Below are 15,220 nucleotides of genomic sequence, written 5' to 3'. Positions count from 1 at the left end.
CACAAAGTGCCGCCCATTGATGTAGGCCCGGGCCATGGCGCTGTCAGCTGCGACCGGCGGCAACGGCGTCCCGAGCGAGGGCGGCGAGGGCGTCGCCGGGGATGCCGGGGTAGCCGTGGCTGAGGGCGCGCCATTCGACGGGGACGGCCGCGGCGCCCCAGCGGGCGCCGAGGAGCCCGCCGGCGATGGCGGCGACGGTGTCGGTGTCGTTGCCGATGCGGATGGCGGTGTCGAGCGCTTCGACATAGTGCTCGGGTCCGGTGGCCGGGGTCTGGGCGATCGAGGACCAGGCGGCCTGCAGTGCGGTGACGACCCAGCCGTTGGGGTTGAAGGTCGCCGGCGGCGCGGTCTCGGCCTCGTCGAGCTTCTCGGCCCAGAAGGCGGCCTCGACGGGGGAGAGGTGGGAGAGGCCGGAGCGTACGTCGAGCTCGCCGTGCATCACCGCGTGCTCGATCGCGAGCGACCACAGCACGCAGCCGGAGCGGGCGTGCTCGTCCCAGTGGGTCAGGGCGCTCACCGCGGCGGCGGCCTCGGCCACGGCGGGACGGTCGCCGAGGAACCGGAGCGGAACCGCGGCGGTGCGCATCAGGGAGCCGTTGCCTCCGCTGCGGCCGGTCGTCGCGTGCAGCTTCTCCGAGACGAGCCGCAGGTCCGCGGCGGTCGGCGTGGGTCCGGCGGCGCCGAGCACCCGGGCGGTCTGGTTGCCGATGTCCTTCGGCTCCGACTCCGCCCACGTCCGGAAGTTGCGGCCGACCGCGGTCAGCCCGTCCTCGGTCCGCAGGTCGTGGCCGCTCGCGGCGGCGTCGAGGATGCACCATGCCATCGTGGTGTCGTCGGTCCATTCCCCGGGCGCGAACGGGCCGAGCCCGCCGCCGAGCATCTGCGCGCTCTCGTCCGCTCCGAGCCGTGGGCGGTCGAACTCGTAGTGAGCCCCGAGCGCATCCGCGACCGCGGTCCCGACGATGGCCCCGACGGCCCGGTCACTCTGAGACTCTGTGAGATGGGATTGGGTCAGGTCCACGCGCCAGACCCTAGCCGCGGGTGTACTGGACGTGCGTGTCCGCCGCGGCGCGGGTGAACCCGAGCCCTTCGTAGAGACGTACGGCCGGGGTGTTGTCGCCCTCGACATAGAGATGGATCCGCTCGACGCCGACGGTGGCCAGATGACCCAGCCCGAGGAGGGTGACCAGCTTGCCGAGGCCGCGACCCTGGGCGGAGGGATCGACGCCGACGACGTAGACCTCGCCCTCGGTGTCGCTGTGGCGCTTGGTCCAATGGAACGCCAGGAGCTTCTCGTCCTCCCACGCGGTGACCAGCCCCGATGCGTCGAACCACGGCTCCGACATCCGCTCCCGTAGACCCGCCTCGTCCAGCGAGCCCTGCTCGGGGTGGTGCGCGAAGGCGGCGGCGTTGACCCGGAGCAGCTCGGCCTCGTCACCCGGCTCGAAGCCGCGTACGACGATGCCGTCGGGAGCCTCCGAGGCCGGCGGGAGGCCGGCGACCGGACGCCGCATCACCCACAGCTCACGGGTGCGCTCCCAGCCCTGGGTGGTGGCCAGCCGGGCGGCCGCCGGGTTGTCCCCGTGGGACCAAGCCGTGGTCCCGGGCGCCAGCGACGGCGCCCGGAGCAGCAGCTGTCGGCCGAGGCCGACACCTCGATGCTGGGTGAGCACCACCAAGGACAGCTCGGTGCCGATCAAGAGCCCGAAGCCGCGTACGTCACCCCAGATCGTCGCGTCGTCGGGTCGGTTGCGCAGCGTCAGGAGGGTTGCCTCGTCGAGCGGCGCCACGCCGTCGTACGCCTCGGTCGCCTTCGCGATGGCCAGGACCTGCTCGACGGTGAGTGCCATGGGGCCAGCCTAGGCGTCGGCCCCCAGGCGAGGAGACGGGGTCAGCCGGGCGCCGTCGGCGGCGGCGTCGTTGTTCTTCGAGGGCAGCACGAAGCGGTAGCCGACGTTGCGGACGGTGCCGATGAGGGTCTCGTTCTCGGGGCCGAGCTTGGCGCGCAGGCGACGTACGTGGACGTCGACGGTGCGGGTGCCGCCGAAGTAGTCGTATCCCCACACCTCCTGCAGCAGCTGCTGGCGGGAGAAGACGCGGCCCGGGTGCTGGGCGAGGAACTTCAGGAGCTCGAACTCCTTGAAGGTCAGGTCGAGCGGGCGGCCGCCGATCTTGGCGGTGTAGGTGGCGTCGTCGACGACGACCTCGCCGGAGCGGATGACGTGGGCCTCGGGGTCGGAGGCGTCGCGAGCCGCCGAGATGCGTCCGATCGCGAGCTTGATCCGGGCCTCGAGCTCGGCCGGACCACAGGTGTGCAGCACGACGTCGTCCATGCCCCAGTCGTGGGCGACGACCGCGAGGCCACCCTCGGTGGCGATCAGCAGGACGGGGATGTCGGTGCCGGTCGTGCGGATCAGGCGACACAGGTCGCGGGCCTGGGCGAGGTCCTGCCGGCCGTCCACGAGCAGCAGGTCGGAGTCGGGCGCCTCGAGGAGCGCGCTACCTTCAGCAGGAAGGATCTTCACCTGATGGCCGAGGAGCGAGAGCCCGGGAAGGACATCTGTCGAAGGCTGGAGTGAACTGGTCAACAACAGAAGCGAGCTCATGGGGGTGCCTCTCGGTCAGAGAAAGAGGAGCACCGAAACGCAACATTGAGCCTCGGTGAGGTGATCGTTGGACCATATTAACGAAACCTCACGGTGACATAGGAAGGTTGTCCACGAGAAAGTGACGAATGTTATAGAGGTCCGCTACTGGGCTGCGGCCAAGTCGGCGGCCGGGACTCCGTCCGACCGGTTCGAGGTCGACGGCCCGTTGACGCTGGCAGAAGTCGTACGCCGTGCCGCGGAGCTGCACGCCGACACCCGTCTCCCCGAGGTGCTGAAGGTCTGCTCGGCACTCATCGGCGACCGTCCCGCGGGGACGAGCGACCCCGGCGGGATCGAGGTCCCACCGGGGTCGACGGTTGAGTTCCTTCCGCCGTTCGCCGGCGGCTAGTTCGCAGAGGGTTGGGGAGCCCGCACCCGGAGACTCGCCTGCGTAAGGGCCTGCCGGGGCGGGCACGTATCAGCCCTCGATCGCAGCAGGCTCCGACTGGGGGCTGGTGGCGATCTGGATCTTGCGCGGCTTGGCCTTCTCGGCCACCGGCACGACCAGGCGCAGCACCCCGGCGTCGTACGCAGCCTCGATGTGCTCGAGGTCGAGGTTGTCACCGAGCACGAGCTGGCGGCTGAAGCTGCCTCGGACGCGCTCGTTGGCCAGCATCTGCCAGTCGCCGTTCTTGGCGACCCGCTCGGCCTTGACGGTGAGCACGTTGCGCTCGACGTCGAGGTCGATCGTGTCCGGGCTGACCCCGGGCAGGTCGAACTCGATGACGAACCTGTCGCCCTCGCGCCAGGCGTCCATGGGCATCACGGCCGGCCGGTTGGTGGTGCCGCCGCCGAGGAGCTGCTGGGTGATGCGATCGAACTCGCGGAACGGATCGGTGCTTCGGATCAGCATGGTTTCCCTCCTGACGGGATCTATATCAACGGTTACACCTTTCATATATCCCAAGCGCTAGATGATTTCAACCCCTCGTGTCAGAATTGATCGCATGACGGAGCGAACCAGGGCTGTCTACGCCATCTCGGTGGCCGCAGAGATGGCCGAGATGCAGATCCAGAACCTCCGCGTCTACGAGCGGCGGGGGCTGGTCGACCCTGCGCGGACCTCGGGTGGTACCCGGCTCTACTCCCGCGCCGACGTCGAGCGCCTGGTCCGCATCCGTGACCTCCTCGCCGACGGTCTCAACCTCGCCGGGATCGCCCGTGTGCTGGCCCTGGAGGAGGACGTACGCCGCCTGGAGGCGGTCAATCAGAGGCTTCGGCGTACCTCGCGGGAATGAGTGGAGCGGATTGCCGGTTCAATAGTTCCATGAGCACCGGAGCCTGGATCGCCGTCATCGCGGTCGTCGCCGCCCTCGGGTTCGGCCTGTTCAGGTTGTTCACCGATGGACGGTTCAGAGGTACGAAGGAGCTGCACGTGGCCCACGAGGAGCACGCCCCCGAGCCGCGTGCCTGGGATGCGGTCACCGACGCGCTGGGGGAGAGCGAGCTCGGTGAGCGCGCGACGCTCGTGCAGTTCTCCAGCGCCTTCTGTGCGCCGTGCCGGGCGACCCGGAGGATCCTGGGCGATGTCGCCGAGATCGTTCCCGGCGTCGTGCACCTCGAGATCGACGCCGAGCACCACCTCGACCTGGTCCGCCGCCTCGACGTGCTGCGGACGCCCACGACGCTGGTGCTCGACGGTGCCGGCAACGAGGTCGCCCGGGCTTCCGGTGCGCCTCGCAAGGAGCAGGTCCTGAGCGCGATCCCGGCCTACGATCTCGAATCGTGACACTCGCGTCCGCATTCCGAGACATTCGTTTCGTCGCCGTCGAGCATCGCGCTACTGTCATCGCATGTTCTCGACCATGCTGACCAAGCGCCGCGCAGTGGATCACTGCCGCGTGCGCTCGGCGCTGTGTCGTTCCTGCCGCTGATTCCCTGAGATTTGTCGACCTGGTCGACCCCGGGGATCGCTTTCGCCTGTCAGGCTCGTTCCTGACGACCTCCCCTCCACTCTCGCAGGAGCACACCTATGTCCGAGACCTCGAGCACGACGGCTACACAGACCGGAATCGACCCCCGCGGCCCGCAGTTCACTGCAGCGGTGACCGTTGTCGTGCTCATCCTGGCCCTGCTGCTCCCGCAGCCCTGGGCTCTGGTGGTCACGGTGATCCAGACCGTGCTCTTCGCGATCGGGGCAGGTCTCGGCGTTCAGCGGACCCCTCACGCCTGGCTCTTCAAGAAGTTCGTACGTCCCCGCCTCGGTGCGCCGGACGAGCTCGAGGACCCGGCCCCGCCCCGGTTCGCCCAGGGGGTAGGCCTCGCCTTCCTGCTGGTCGCGCTCGTGGGTTACCTCCTCGGCGCCACCCTCGTGGCGCAGATCGCCCTCGGCCTCGCGCTGGTCGCGGCCGTGCTCAATGCCGTCTTCCGGTTCTGCCTCGGCTGCGAGATCTACCTGCTGATCAGGCGACTGGCTCCCACCCCGTCGGCCTGACCCCCTGAACGCCAGAAACACCAACGAAAGGTACCTAGATGACCCGCGAGAACTCCCTCGTCTCCGCCCAGTGGGTGGAGGAGCACCTCGATGACCCGAAGGTGGTGCTGATCGAGGTCGACGAAGACACCACCGCCTACGACAAGGGCCACATCAAGGGTGCGATCAAGCTCGACTGGACCACCGACCTGCAGGACCAGGTGCGCCGCGACTTCGTCAGCAAGGACCAGTTCTCGGCACTGCTCTCCGAGCGTGGCGTCTCCAACGACGACACCGTGGTGCTCTACGGCGGCAACAACAACTGGTTCGCCGCGTACGCCTTCTGGTACTTCAAGCTCTACGGCCACCAGGACGTCAAGCTGCTCGACGGCGGCCGTAAGAAGTGGGAGCTCGACTCCCGCGAGCTGACCGACGAGGCCGTCACCCGCGAGCCGGCCAGCTACACCGCCCAGGACCAGGACCTCTCGATCCGCGCCTTCCGCGACGAGACCGTCGAGGCCATCGGCGTCAAGAACCTGGTCGACGTGCGGTCGCCCGACGAGTACGCCGGTCGTCTGCTGGCTCCGGCCCACCTCCCGCAGGAGCAGGCTCAGCGCGCCGGTCACGTGCCGACCTCGATCAACGTGCCGTGGAGCAAGGCTGCCAACGACGACGGCACCTTCCGCTCCGACGAGGAGCTGCGCGAGATCTACGGCGAGGCCGGCCTCGACGACAGCAAGGACACCATCGCCCTGTGCCGCATCGGTGAGCGCTCCTCGCACACCTGGTTCGTGCTCAAGGAGCTGCTCGGCCACGAGAACGTGAAGAACTACGACGGCTCGTGGACCGAGTACGGCTCGCTCGTCGGCGTTCCCGTGGCGCTCGGTGACGAGCCCGGGGAGGCCTGAGCATGTGCGGAGCAACTGAGGGCGGGCTCTCGCTCGCCGGCGTCGATGTCGCCAAGGAGGCTGTCATCCAGGGTCAGGTGACCCGCGGTGGCGAGCCGGTCCACGGTGCCTACGTCCGGCTGCTCGACCGCAGCGGCGAGTTCACCGCCGAGGTGCCCACCTCGGCCACCGGCCACTTCCGGTTCTTCGCCGGCGACGGCGAGTGGACGCTGCGTACGCTCGCGCCGAAGGCGGAGCCGGTCGACAAGAAGGTCCACGCCGCGGTCGGCAACGTCGCCGAGGTGACGATCCCGATCGGCTGATCATTCGCGCCGTTCCATGCTTTCCGGCCCGTCCTGCTTCGGCAGGGCGGGCCGGTCGGCATTTCGGCCAAGCGCTCCGGTCGGGACCGAGGAGCCCGGCGGGAGCCGCCGGTTGAGTGAGAACAGCCGGCCGAGCACCGGCATGAGCACGATGTTGATCGCGTGCAGGATGCCGATGATCAGCAGGATCCCGGCGATCCTCGCCAACTCGTCGCTGAGCTGGTCGGCCGAGATTGAGCCAGCAGACCCGAGCCAGGAGTCGGCCGGCTCGAACCGGATCGTGAAGAGGATGTAGGCGATGAAGATCAGGTAGTAGACGATGTCGGTCAGCACGATGTAGCTCTTGCCGGTCCGCGGGTTGTCGTGGAACACGTCGGCGGCGTACGCGCGGCCGAACCGCTTGATCAGCGGACCGAGCCACAGGGCGAGTCCGATGAGGATCGCGGTCGTCAGGATTTCGAGCGTCCACCAGGGCATGGTTTCCTCCCCGTTCAGTTCACGGAGCTTGTTGACGTACGCCACCGCGCCGGTGACCACGGCGGCGAGGACGATGAGGGCGACGACCCGGCGGCGCACCCGGCGGCGCGCCCGGTCCCCGGCGATGCCCTCGACCACCCTGGCGAAGAGATCGCCGGACGGCGGTGGCGGATCGGCCGGGTCGCCCATCGCCTCTCGCAGCAGGTCGTCGAGCCGGCTCATCGGGACCCGTCCAGGGTTGCCGACAGGCTCTTGCGGCCGCGCCGGAGATGGGTCTTGACGGAGTTCTCCGAGAGACCGAGAGCGGTGGCGATCTCGGCGACGCCGAGGTCGTAGTAGTAGTGCAGGCTGATGCACTCGCGCTGTCGGGTCGGGAGCGCGCGCAGCGCGGCGATCACCTCGTCCCGGACGGCGTGGCCGACGGCGTGGTCCTCGGCAGAGGCCTCGTACGGTTCCGCCGGCGGTTGATGGCGCAGAGAGACGAAGCCGCGGCGGTTGTGATCGCGGGCCAGGTTGACGACGATCACGCGCAGGTACGCGGTCGCCTTGGTGTGGTCCCGAAGCCGGTGGGCGTGCCGGGCCAGCCGGATGAAGGCCTCCTGGACGAGATCCTCGGCCGCCGTCTTGTCGTCCACATACCACCGAGCCATGTGCACCAGCGCCGCCCCTTCGCTCTCGAAGAGCGCCACGAGCAGGCCGTCGCCGATCGCGACGTCGACGTCCTCATCGTCCATGGCACTCGTCCCATCACTCTCTAGACGAGTGGGACGGGCGATCGGGGTGACAGCCCCCGAGACGAAAAAAGAACTGCTTCGGCCGGTCACCCTCCCCGGCCGGCACAGACGTCTTCGAAGCAGAGTTTACAAACACCTCTACTCCCAAGGAGGGGTCCAATGTCCTTCATGAACAGCCCCGAGATGGCTATCGAGATGGCCGCGGAGCACCGTGCGCGCGAGATCGCCGCCCAGCAGGCTCGGCACCGGCTCCGGCTCGCCAGGCAGGCTCGACGGCAGGCGAGGTACGCCGAACAGCTCGCGCGCCAGGCCGCTCTCTACGCCGAGAACCCGGGCGTGCCCGTCGAGTGGCTCCCGAAGCCCACGCACCAGCACACCGACAGCGTCTACGTCCTGGTGAGGCGTTTCAGCGACTTCGTCCGCGATCTCGTCGGGCACGGCGGTAGGACTCCGGGTGTCCAGGCGCGGTGAGCTCGGCCGCTCCGTCCTCCTCTTCGTCGGGCTCGGGCTCGCCTGGGCGGCTGCGGCTCGGCTCTTCATGCGGTTCTTCAGCAACGACCCCTCGTTCACGCTGCAGGGGACCGGCATGATCGTCGGCCTCGTGCTGCTCGAGTTCATCGGGCTCGGGGCCGTCCGGGGCGCTCGGCTCTCAGGACGTACGCGATGGTGGCGGCTCGCGCCCGTGCCGGGACTGCTGCTCTTCTTCGGGCCCGGGATGCTCCTCGTGCCGTTCGTCGTCACGGGCATCGTCCTCGGTCGCTGTCGCGTACCCCTGGTCCGGGCGGTGGTGATGCTGATCGGCGCGTCCGCATCCGTCGCTCCGATCGTCATCCTCTCGAGGGGAGCCACCGACAACCCGCCCGCTCCCACTCTCGCGGTCGGAATGGTCCTGTACGTCGGGTGCGGACTCGCCCTCGCGGTCGCCTCGAGCGAGTGGTCACGCCCATGGCCACGACGGGCTCGAAGCGGCGAGGCGGGCAACCACCGGCGTACGCAGGCGACCTCTGGCGTCCCGACTGAAGGAAATCTTGCGGTCTAAGCGGGATATGACGATAGGTTGTCCTCATGTCTGGACTGCTTGTGACCGTGGCGCCGACCGGGGCGGAGACCGCGAAGGAAGACTGCCCGCAGCTGCCGACGACGCTGGAGGAGCTGGTGGCGACGGCCGTCGAGTGTGAGGAGGCGGGGGCGCGGATGATCCACGTCCACATCCGCGACGACGACCATGCGCCGACGCTCGACCTCGGCCGGCTCACCGAGACGGTCGATGCGCTCCACGAGAAGACCGAGCTGATCGTGCAGCTCTCCACCGGCGGCTCGGTCCATGACCCGCTGGACAAGCGGCTGAAGGTGCTCGACGCCGGGCCGGACTCGTGCTCGCTGACGATGGGCACGACGAACTTCGGCGACGACGTCTTCTCCAACCCGTGGCCGTTCATCACCGAGCTCTACCAGCTCACCCAGGAGCGCGGCGTGGTGCCGGAGTTCGAGCTCTTCGACCTGGGCCACGTCGCCGCGCTGCAGCGGCTGCTGGGGAAGTACGGGCTGCCCGCGGGCGGCAAGGTCCACGTCGACTTCGTCATGGGCGTGCCCGGTGGCATGCCCGGCACCTCCGCCGCGCTGGTCGCCGGCGTCGCCGCCCTGCCGGAGGAGGTGACCTCGTGGTCGGCGACCGGCGTCGGCCGCTCGACCCTCCCGGTCATGCTCACCTCGCTGGCCATGGGCGGCCACCTGCGGGTCGGGATGGAGGACGTCCTCACCCTCGCCAAGGGAGTCCCGGTCGACGCCAACCGCCAGCTCGTCGAGCGCGCCGTCGAAGCCGCCGCGGTCGCTCAGCGAGCGCCGATGAGCACCGACGAGGCCTGGGCCCTTCTCGGTCTCAAGCGGTAGTCATCCCGCCGAGTCGGCGCATCTGTCCCGTTTCGCGTTGCCGAGTCGGCGCATCTGTCCCGGTCTCCGCGGCCAACGCTCTTCGAGGCCGGGACATGTGCGCCGACTCGGCGAGGTCTCGCGGGACATTTGCGCCGACTCGGCCGGGATTTTGGTCAGGACGAGCCGACTCGGCCAGGGCCTTGGTCAGGACGAGCCGAGTCGGCGGTGAGGTAGCGGTCGATCGTGGGGGCCACCCAGGCGACGATCTCCTCGGGGGTCATGTCGACGATGGGTGGGAGATGGAGCACGTAGCGGCCCAGGGCGATGCCCAGGAGCTGGGAGGCGGCCAGTGCTGCGCGGCGTGGCGCCTGGGACGGGTCGGGGCACACCGGGGCCACCGCGCGCGCGACCTGGGCGGCGAAGATGCTCCGCATCTGCTCCGCCGCGCCCGGGTCCGAGGCGGCACGGCGCAGGAGTGCCATCAGGGTGCCGTCGGAGTCCCACATGCGTACGAAATGGGCGACCATCGTCCGGCCGACCTCGTCGGTGGGGACCGTGGTGAGGTCCGGTAGCGCGAGGTCGATCGCCGCGGCGGCGGTGAAGAGCTCCTCCTTGCTACCGAAGTAGCGCATCACCATCGACGGGTCGATCTGCGCCTCCGAGGCGATCGCGCGGATGGTGGTGCGGTCGTATCCCTGTCGCGCGAAGTGCTCACGCGCGACGGCGAGGATGCGGTCGCGGCTCTCGGCTCCGGATCGGCGCGTATCGGTCATGCCAACAAGTGTAGGCCAACACTTGTTGACGTCAACCATGACGCCGCGCTAGCTTAGTCAACACCAGTTGGCCAACACTCGTTGACCAAGCGAGAGCAGGGAGAGCATCATGTCCACCATCACCACTGATGTCCTCGTCGCCGGAGCCGGTCCCACCGGGCTGGCGGTGGCGGCCACGCTGGCCGCGGCCGGCATCGACGTCACCCTCATCGACGATCAGGCCGCCGGGGAGAACACCTCCCGGGCCGCGGTCGTCCACGCCCGCACGCTGGAGGTGCTCGCCGGTCTCGGTGTCTCCGCTCGTCTCGTCGAGGAGGGCATCGAGGCGCCGCGCTTCACCATCCGTGACCGCGACAAGGTCCTGGTCCCAATCCGCTTCGACGACCTGCCCAGCGACTTCCCCTACGCCCTCATGGTCTCCCAGGCGGTCACCGAGCGGGTCCTCCTCGAGCGTCTCACCGAGCTCGGCGGCCACGTCCGGAGGCCGATCACGCTCGTCGACCTCGTCCAGGACGACACCGGCGTCACCGCCACCACCGAGGACGGCACCGAGATCCGGGCGCGCTATCTCGTCGGTGCCGACGGCATGCACTCGACCGTGCGCGACCGGGCCGGGATCGGCTTCCCGGGAGGGAAGTACGCCGAGTCGTTCAGCCTCGCCGACGTACGCATCGAGGGCGACCTGCCGCACGACGAGGTCATCCTCTACTTCTCGCCCGAGGGCACCCTGGTCTGCGCGCCCCTGCCCGACGGCTCGTTCCGGTTCGTGGCCCCGGTCCCCGAGGCCCCCGAGGAGCCGGACGTCGACTACGTCCAGCGCCTTCTCGACCAGCGCGGAGGCGTCAAGAGCCCGGTCGAGGTCACCGAGGTCCTGTGGGGATCGCGATTCCGGGTCCACCACCGCGTCGCCGATTCCTACCGCGCCGGGCGGGTGCTGATCGCCGGCGACGCCGCCCACGTGCACAGCCCGGCCGGCGGCCAGGGCATGAACACCGGCCTCCAAGACGCCGTCGTGCTCGGCGATGCCCTCGTCGCCACGATCACCACCGGTGACGAGGCCGCGCTCGACGACTACGCCTCCCGCCGCCGGCCGGTCGCCGAGGAGGTCATCGCGCTCTCCGACCGGTTGACCCGGTTCGGCATCGCGCACGGGGTTCGGCGGGGCGTACGGAACCTGGTGCTGTCCACGCTCGCGAGGCTCCCTCGCTTCCGCACGATGCTCGCCTGGCGCCTGTCGGGGCTGGTCTACCGCGGCCGGTGATCCGTGGATGTTCGTCTAGGTATGCAGACCAACAGGCACCTCCCTGGCGGAGCTCCGCATGGGAGGTGATGGGTCACCTGCATACCTAGACGAACCGACGGTGCGCTCCCGGCGACTCAGAGCGAGAGATAGCCAGCCGTGCGGAGACCCTCGATCACGTCGGACAGGGCGTCGTCGATCGAGCGGCCGGTGGTGTCGACGCGTACGTCGGCGTCGGCCGGCTCCTCGTACGGAGACGAGATGCCGGTGAACTCCGGGATCTCGCCGCGGCGGGCCTTGGCGTAGAGGCCCTTGCGGTCGCGCCGCTCGCACTCCTCCAGCGGCGTGGCCACGTGCACCAGGAAGAAGGCGCCGCCGGCGTCGGCGACGAAGCCGCGTACGTCCTGGCGGGTCGAGTCGAAGGGCGCGATGGGGGAACAGACCGCGAGACCGCCGTGGCGGGAGATCTCGGCGGCCACCCAGCCGATCCGGCGGATGTTGGTCTCCCGGTCCTCCTTGGAGAAGGTCAGCCCGGCCGACAGGTTGCGGCGCACGACATCACCGTCGAGCGAGGTGACCGTGCGCGCACCCTGCTCGAGGATCCGGTCCATCAGGGCGCGGGCGAGGGTGGACTTGCCGGAGCCGGACAGGCCGGTGAAGAAGACGACCAGGCCCTGCTCCTCGGGCGCGGGCTGGTCGGCGTCGATGATCGCGGCGACGGCGTCGGGGTAGTCGTCCGACGCCGGAGAAGCCAGCGCGTGGACCGCATCCCCGCCCGCGTACGCCTCGACGACGGCCACGCCGAGCGCATGGTCGGCCTCGGGGTCGTCGTGCGAAGCCAGCGGCACCGCGACGACGGCCGCGTCGGGCAGGTCCTCCGCGGCCAGCAACGTCGCACGGAGCAGCGCGACGGGGGAGAGCGAGGGGGTGCCGTGCCCGACGAGAGCGAGCAGCAGCACCGGCCCGAGGTCGGCGAGCTCCTCGATCTCGGTGGTGGTGAGCGCGTCGGTGACCGGCACGACCGTCCGCCCGGGGTACGCCTTCCGGGTCTGCTCGGGGGTCAGATAGAGCCTTCGGAAAGGACCGTAGGCAGGGGAGGACAGGCCGGTGACGTCGCCGGCGGGCCAGGTGACTCGCGCCAGCGGGAGGCCCTCAGGGTCGACGATCTCGACGGCTCCCGCCGCGACCGCGGACTCCTCGACCGCGGCCGGCAGGTGCAGGGTCAGGGCCGATCCGTCTGCGTTGACCGGCCCGGGAAGGGCTCCGGAGACGATCAGCTCGACGTCGTCGAGCTCACGGGAAGAGGGAGAGTACTGCGGCACAGGCACGCCCCGAACTCTAACGTCGCGCTCGGTGGCGGCCAGCACCACGCTCGTGGGTGGACTGGTCCCCTGAATGTCCACCGAGGTAACTCGGCGAACGACCACTGCCTTCGTGGAACTCCCCGAGGGCAGTGACCTCTGACTGAGTTACCTCGGTCAGCATCCGGCCCGCCGTCAAACACGAAGCGGCGGCTCCCGGGTCGGGAGCCGCCGCTTCGTACGAAACCGATGATCAGTCGTTGATCATGCCCGCGCCGACGGTGACGCCGGTCGCCTCGTCGATGAGGATGAAGGAGCCGGTGGTGCGGTTCTTCGAGTAGGGGTCGCACAGCAGCGGCTTGGTGGTGCGCAGCTGCACGCGGCCGATCTCGTTGAGGCCGAGCTCCTTGGTCTCCAGGTCACGGTGGAGCGAGTTGACGTCGAGGCGGTACTGGATGTCCTTGACCAGCGCACGCGCCGAGTTGGAGGTGTGCTTGATGGCCAGCTTCTGCCGCGGGCGCAGCGGAGCGTTGGTCATCCAGCAGATCATCGCGTCGATGTCCTGGCTGGGCTCGGGGGCGTTCTTGACCCGCGAGATCATGTCGCCGCGGCTCACGTCGACATCGTCCTCGAGCCGGACGGTCACCGACATCGGCGGGAACGCCTCGGGGATCTCCTGGTCGAACAGGTCGATCCCGGCGATCTTCGAGGTCATGCCCGAGGGAAGCACCATGACCTCGTCGCCCGGCTTGAGTACGCCACCGGCGATCTGGCCCGCGTAGCCGCGGTAGTCGTGGTGGTCGTCGGACTTCGGCCGGATGACGTACTGCACCGGAAGGCGCACGTCGACCAGGTCGCGGTCGGAGGCGACGTGGACGTGCTCGAGGTGGTGGATCAGCGTCGGGCCGGAGTACCACGTCATCTTCTCGGAGCGCTGCACCACGTTGTCGCCCTGGAGCGCCGAGATCGGGATGACCTCGAGGTCCGGGATGTTGAGCTTGGTCGCGAACGCGGTGAACTCGGCCGAGATCTTGTTGTAGACCTCCTGGGAGTAGTCCACGAGGTCCATCTTGTTGATGCACAGGACCAGGTGAGGCACGCGCAGCAAGGACAGGAGCACCGCGTGACGGCGCGACTGCTCGGTCAGCCCGTGACGGGCGTCGACGAGCACCAGGCCGAGGTCGGCGGTGGAGGCACCGGTGACCATGTTGCGCGTGTACTGCACGTGGCCCGGGGTGTCGGCGATGATGAACTTGCGGTTGGGCGTCGCGAAGTAGCGGTAGGCCACGTCGATGGTGATGCCCTGCTCGCGCTCGGAGCGCAGCCCGTCGGTCAGCAGCGAGAGGTCGACGTAGCCGTGGCCCTTGTCCTGCGAGGTCTTCTCGACCGACTCGAGCTGGTCGGTGAAGATCGACTTCGAGTCGAACAGCAGCCGCCCGATGAGGGTGGACTTGCCGTCGTCGACCGAGCCGGCGGTGGCGAACCGCAGAAGGTCCATGGCCATCAGAAGTAACCTTCCTTCTTGCGGTCCTCCATGGCAGCCTCGGAGAACCGGTCGTCACCGCGGGTCGCGCCACGCTCGGTGACCCGGGCGGCGGCGACCTCCTCGATGATCTCGGGGATCGTGGATGCGGTCGACTCGACGCAGCCGGTCAGGGTCATGTCGCCGCAGGTGCGGTAGCGGACCGTACGCTCGGTGACGACCTCGCCCTCGCGCAGCGGGTTGAGCGGGGTCTCGGTCAGCAGCATGCCGTCGCGCTCGAAGACGCGACGCTGGTGAGCGAAGTAGACCTGCGGGATCTCGATGCCCTCGCGGCCGATGTAGTCCCAGATGTCCAGCTCGGTCCAGTTGGAGATCGGGAAGACCCGCATGTGCTCGCCCTCGTGGAGGCGGCCGTTGTAGAGCGACCAGAGCTCGGGGCGCTGGTTCTTCGGGTCCCACTGGCCGAACTCGTCGCGGTGGGAGTAGACGCGCTCCTTGGCGCGGGCCTTCTCCTCGTCACGGCGACCGCCACCGAAGGCGGCGGTGAAGCCGTTCTCCTCGATCGCGTTCAGCAGGGTGGGGGTCTGGAGCCGGTTGCGCGAGGTCTTGCCGTCGTCGACGACGATGCCGCGCGCGATGGCGTCATCGATGCTCGCGATCACCAGGCGTACGCCCAGACGGCTGACCCAGCGGTCACGGGTCTCGGCGACCTCGGGAAAGTCGAGGCCGTTGTCGATCTGGAGGACCGGGAACGGGATCTTGGCAGGGAAGAAAGCCTTCTCCGCAAGTCGCAGCATCACGATGCTGTCCTTGCCGCCCGAGAACATCAGGACAGGCTTCTCGAACTCTGCCGCGGCCTCGCGGAAGATGTGGATCGACTCGGCTTCCAGCTGGTCGAGCTGGCTGAGCCGGTAGTCGGCGTGTGTTGCAGTCATTACGGAACCAGAGGACCTCTCCGTCAGGTTGAGGCGCCCATGCTAGTGGCGGCTTCCACGGCACGGCGAAATGTCCCATCCCCGCGTGGGCTGGAAATCCGAGTGTACGCAGCAGCGGGGTCGCCTCCGCTCAC

General features: G+C 69.0%; 20 protein-coding genes. 10 read left to right on the top strand and 10 right to left on the bottom strand.

Annotation, left to right across the window (positions count from 1 at the left end; all coding sequences use genetic code 11):
* Positions 1 to 43: 43 nt before the first annotated feature.
* The 3 genes from ACZ6WN_RS09290 to ACZ6WN_RS09280 are packed head-to-tail and all read right to left on the bottom strand — an operon-like array spanning position 44 to position 2,606.
* Complete coding sequence (locus ACZ6WN_RS09290; RefSeq protein WP_465864265.1) at positions 44 to 1,021, bottom strand: ADP-ribosylglycohydrolase family protein; 978 nt, start codon at positions 1,019 to 1,021, stop codon at positions 44 to 46.
* A gap of 10 nt (positions 1,022 to 1,031) precedes the next feature.
* Positions 1,032 to 1,850, bottom strand: coding sequence for a mycothiol synthase (gene mshD, locus ACZ6WN_RS09285; RefSeq protein WP_465864263.1), 819 nt, complete (start codon positions 1,848 to 1,850; stop codon positions 1,032 to 1,034).
* 9 nt (positions 1,851 to 1,859) lie between these two features.
* Complete coding sequence (locus ACZ6WN_RS09280; protein ID WP_465864261.1) at positions 1,860 to 2,606, bottom strand: response regulator transcription factor; 747 nt, start codon at positions 2,604 to 2,606, stop codon at positions 1,860 to 1,862.
* A 121-nt stretch (positions 2,607 to 2,727) separates the two neighbouring features.
* Here ACZ6WN_RS09280 and ACZ6WN_RS09275 point away from each other — a divergent pair, with 121 nt between their 5' ends.
* Positions 2,728 to 2,997, top strand: coding sequence for a MoaD/ThiS family protein (locus tag ACZ6WN_RS09275; protein WP_357334379.1), 270 nt, complete (start codon positions 2,728 to 2,730; stop codon positions 2,995 to 2,997).
* A 69-nt stretch (positions 2,998 to 3,066) separates the two neighbouring features.
* Here the strand turns inward: ACZ6WN_RS09275 and ACZ6WN_RS09270 are convergent, their stop codons facing one another.
* Positions 3,067 to 3,501 (bottom strand): Hsp20/alpha crystallin family protein, encoded by a 435-nt coding sequence (locus tag ACZ6WN_RS09270; protein ID WP_465864258.1) that lies wholly within the window; start codon positions 3,499 to 3,501, stop codon positions 3,067 to 3,069.
* 94 nt (positions 3,502 to 3,595) lie between these two features.
* Between ACZ6WN_RS09270 and ACZ6WN_RS09265 the strand changes: the two genes are divergently transcribed.
* The 5 genes from ACZ6WN_RS09265 to ACZ6WN_RS09245 all read left to right on the top strand — a co-directional run bounded on the left by ACZ6WN_RS09265 (position 3,596) and on the right by ACZ6WN_RS09245 (position 6,271).
* Positions 3,596 to 3,886, top strand: coding sequence for a MerR family transcriptional regulator (locus ACZ6WN_RS09265; protein ID WP_357334376.1), 291 nt, complete (start codon positions 3,596 to 3,598; stop codon positions 3,884 to 3,886).
* 29 nt (positions 3,887 to 3,915) lie between these two features.
* Positions 3,916 to 4,377, top strand: coding sequence for a thioredoxin family protein (locus ACZ6WN_RS09260; protein WP_465864256.1), 462 nt, complete (start codon positions 3,916 to 3,918; stop codon positions 4,375 to 4,377).
* A gap of 243 nt (positions 4,378 to 4,620) precedes the next feature.
* Positions 4,621 to 5,082, top strand: coding sequence for a DUF4395 domain-containing protein (locus tag ACZ6WN_RS09255; protein WP_357334372.1), 462 nt, complete (start codon positions 4,621 to 4,623; stop codon positions 5,080 to 5,082).
* A gap of 38 nt (positions 5,083 to 5,120) precedes the next feature.
* Positions 5,121 to 5,969 (top strand): sulfurtransferase, encoded by an 849-nt coding sequence (locus tag ACZ6WN_RS09250; RefSeq protein ID WP_465864254.1) that lies wholly within the window; start codon positions 5,121 to 5,123, stop codon positions 5,967 to 5,969.
* A 2-nt stretch (positions 5,970 to 5,971) separates the two neighbouring features.
* Entirely contained in the window at positions 5,972 to 6,271 is a 300-nt protein-coding gene (locus tag ACZ6WN_RS09245) for a DUF1416 domain-containing protein (protein WP_357334369.1), read from the top strand.
* Here ACZ6WN_RS09245 and ACZ6WN_RS09240 read toward each other — a convergent pair whose 3' ends face one another.
* Together ACZ6WN_RS09240 and ACZ6WN_RS09235 are read right to left on the bottom strand one after the other, a co-directional pair.
* Positions 6,272 to 6,970, bottom strand: coding sequence for a hypothetical protein (locus tag ACZ6WN_RS09240; RefSeq protein WP_465864252.1), 699 nt, complete (start codon positions 6,968 to 6,970; stop codon positions 6,272 to 6,274).
* A complete protein-coding gene (locus ACZ6WN_RS09235) occupies positions 6,967 to 7,482 on the bottom strand; it encodes an RNA polymerase sigma factor (protein ID WP_465864250.1) in 516 nt (171 codons plus the stop codon). Before ACZ6WN_RS09235 ends, ACZ6WN_RS09240 begins: the two co-directional genes overlap by 4 nt.
* 159 nt (positions 7,483 to 7,641) lie before the next feature.
* Between ACZ6WN_RS09235 and ACZ6WN_RS09230 the strand changes: the two genes are divergently transcribed.
* Genes ACZ6WN_RS09230 through ACZ6WN_RS09220 form a run of 3 tightly spaced genes read left to right on the top strand, consistent with a single transcriptional unit; the run spans position 7,642 to position 9,372 of the window.
* Complete coding sequence (locus ACZ6WN_RS09230) at positions 7,642 to 7,953, top strand: hypothetical protein (protein ID WP_465864248.1); 312 nt, start codon at positions 7,642 to 7,644, stop codon at positions 7,951 to 7,953.
* A complete protein-coding gene (locus tag ACZ6WN_RS09225) occupies positions 7,937 to 8,521 on the top strand; it encodes a hypothetical protein (RefSeq protein WP_465864246.1) in 585 nt (194 codons plus the stop codon). The genes ACZ6WN_RS09230 and ACZ6WN_RS09225 overlap by 17 nt, the downstream gene beginning before the upstream one ends.
* Before the next feature lie 26 nt (positions 8,522 to 8,547).
* Positions 8,548 to 9,372, top strand: coding sequence for a beta-keto acid cleavage family enzyme (locus ACZ6WN_RS09220; RefSeq protein WP_465864244.1), 825 nt, complete (start codon positions 8,548 to 8,550; stop codon positions 9,370 to 9,372).
* Positions 9,373 to 9,527: 155 nt separating this feature from the next.
* Here ACZ6WN_RS09220 and ACZ6WN_RS09215 read toward each other — a convergent pair whose 3' ends face one another.
* The gene (locus ACZ6WN_RS09215; protein ID WP_465864242.1) at positions 9,528 to 10,127 is read right to left on the bottom strand and encodes a TetR/AcrR family transcriptional regulator; all 600 of its coding nucleotides are present in this window, start codon (positions 10,125 to 10,127) and stop codon (positions 9,528 to 9,530) included.
* Positions 10,128 to 10,236: 109 nt separating this feature from the next.
* Between ACZ6WN_RS09215 and ACZ6WN_RS09210 the strand changes: the two genes are divergently transcribed.
* Entirely contained in the window at positions 10,237 to 11,388 is a 1,152-nt protein-coding gene (locus ACZ6WN_RS09210; RefSeq protein WP_465864240.1) for an FAD-dependent oxidoreductase, read from the top strand.
* A 116-nt stretch (positions 11,389 to 11,504) separates the two neighbouring features.
* Here ACZ6WN_RS09210 and cysC read toward each other — a convergent pair whose 3' ends face one another.
* The 3 genes from cysC to cysD form a co-directional block, all read right to left on the bottom strand.
* On the bottom strand, positions 11,505 to 12,695 hold the full coding sequence (gene cysC / locus ACZ6WN_RS09205) for an adenylyl-sulfate kinase (protein WP_465864238.1): 1,191 nt from the start codon (positions 12,693 to 12,695) through the stop codon (positions 11,505 to 11,507).
* 226 nt (positions 12,696 to 12,921) lie between these two features.
* Complete coding sequence (locus ACZ6WN_RS09200; RefSeq protein WP_465864236.1) at positions 12,922 to 14,172, bottom strand: sulfate adenylyltransferase subunit 1; 1,251 nt, start codon at positions 14,170 to 14,172, stop codon at positions 12,922 to 12,924.
* A complete protein-coding gene (cysD, locus tag ACZ6WN_RS09195; protein ID WP_357334357.1) occupies positions 14,172 to 15,086 on the bottom strand; it encodes a sulfate adenylyltransferase subunit CysD in 915 nt (304 codons plus the stop codon). Before cysD ends, ACZ6WN_RS09200 begins: the two co-directional genes overlap by 1 nt.
* Positions 15,087 to 15,220: the final 134 nt, after the last annotated feature.

The organism is Nocardioides sp. NPDC054178 (genome assembly GCF_055585005.1).
This window is presented reverse-complemented; position numbering and strand designations above follow the sequence as displayed.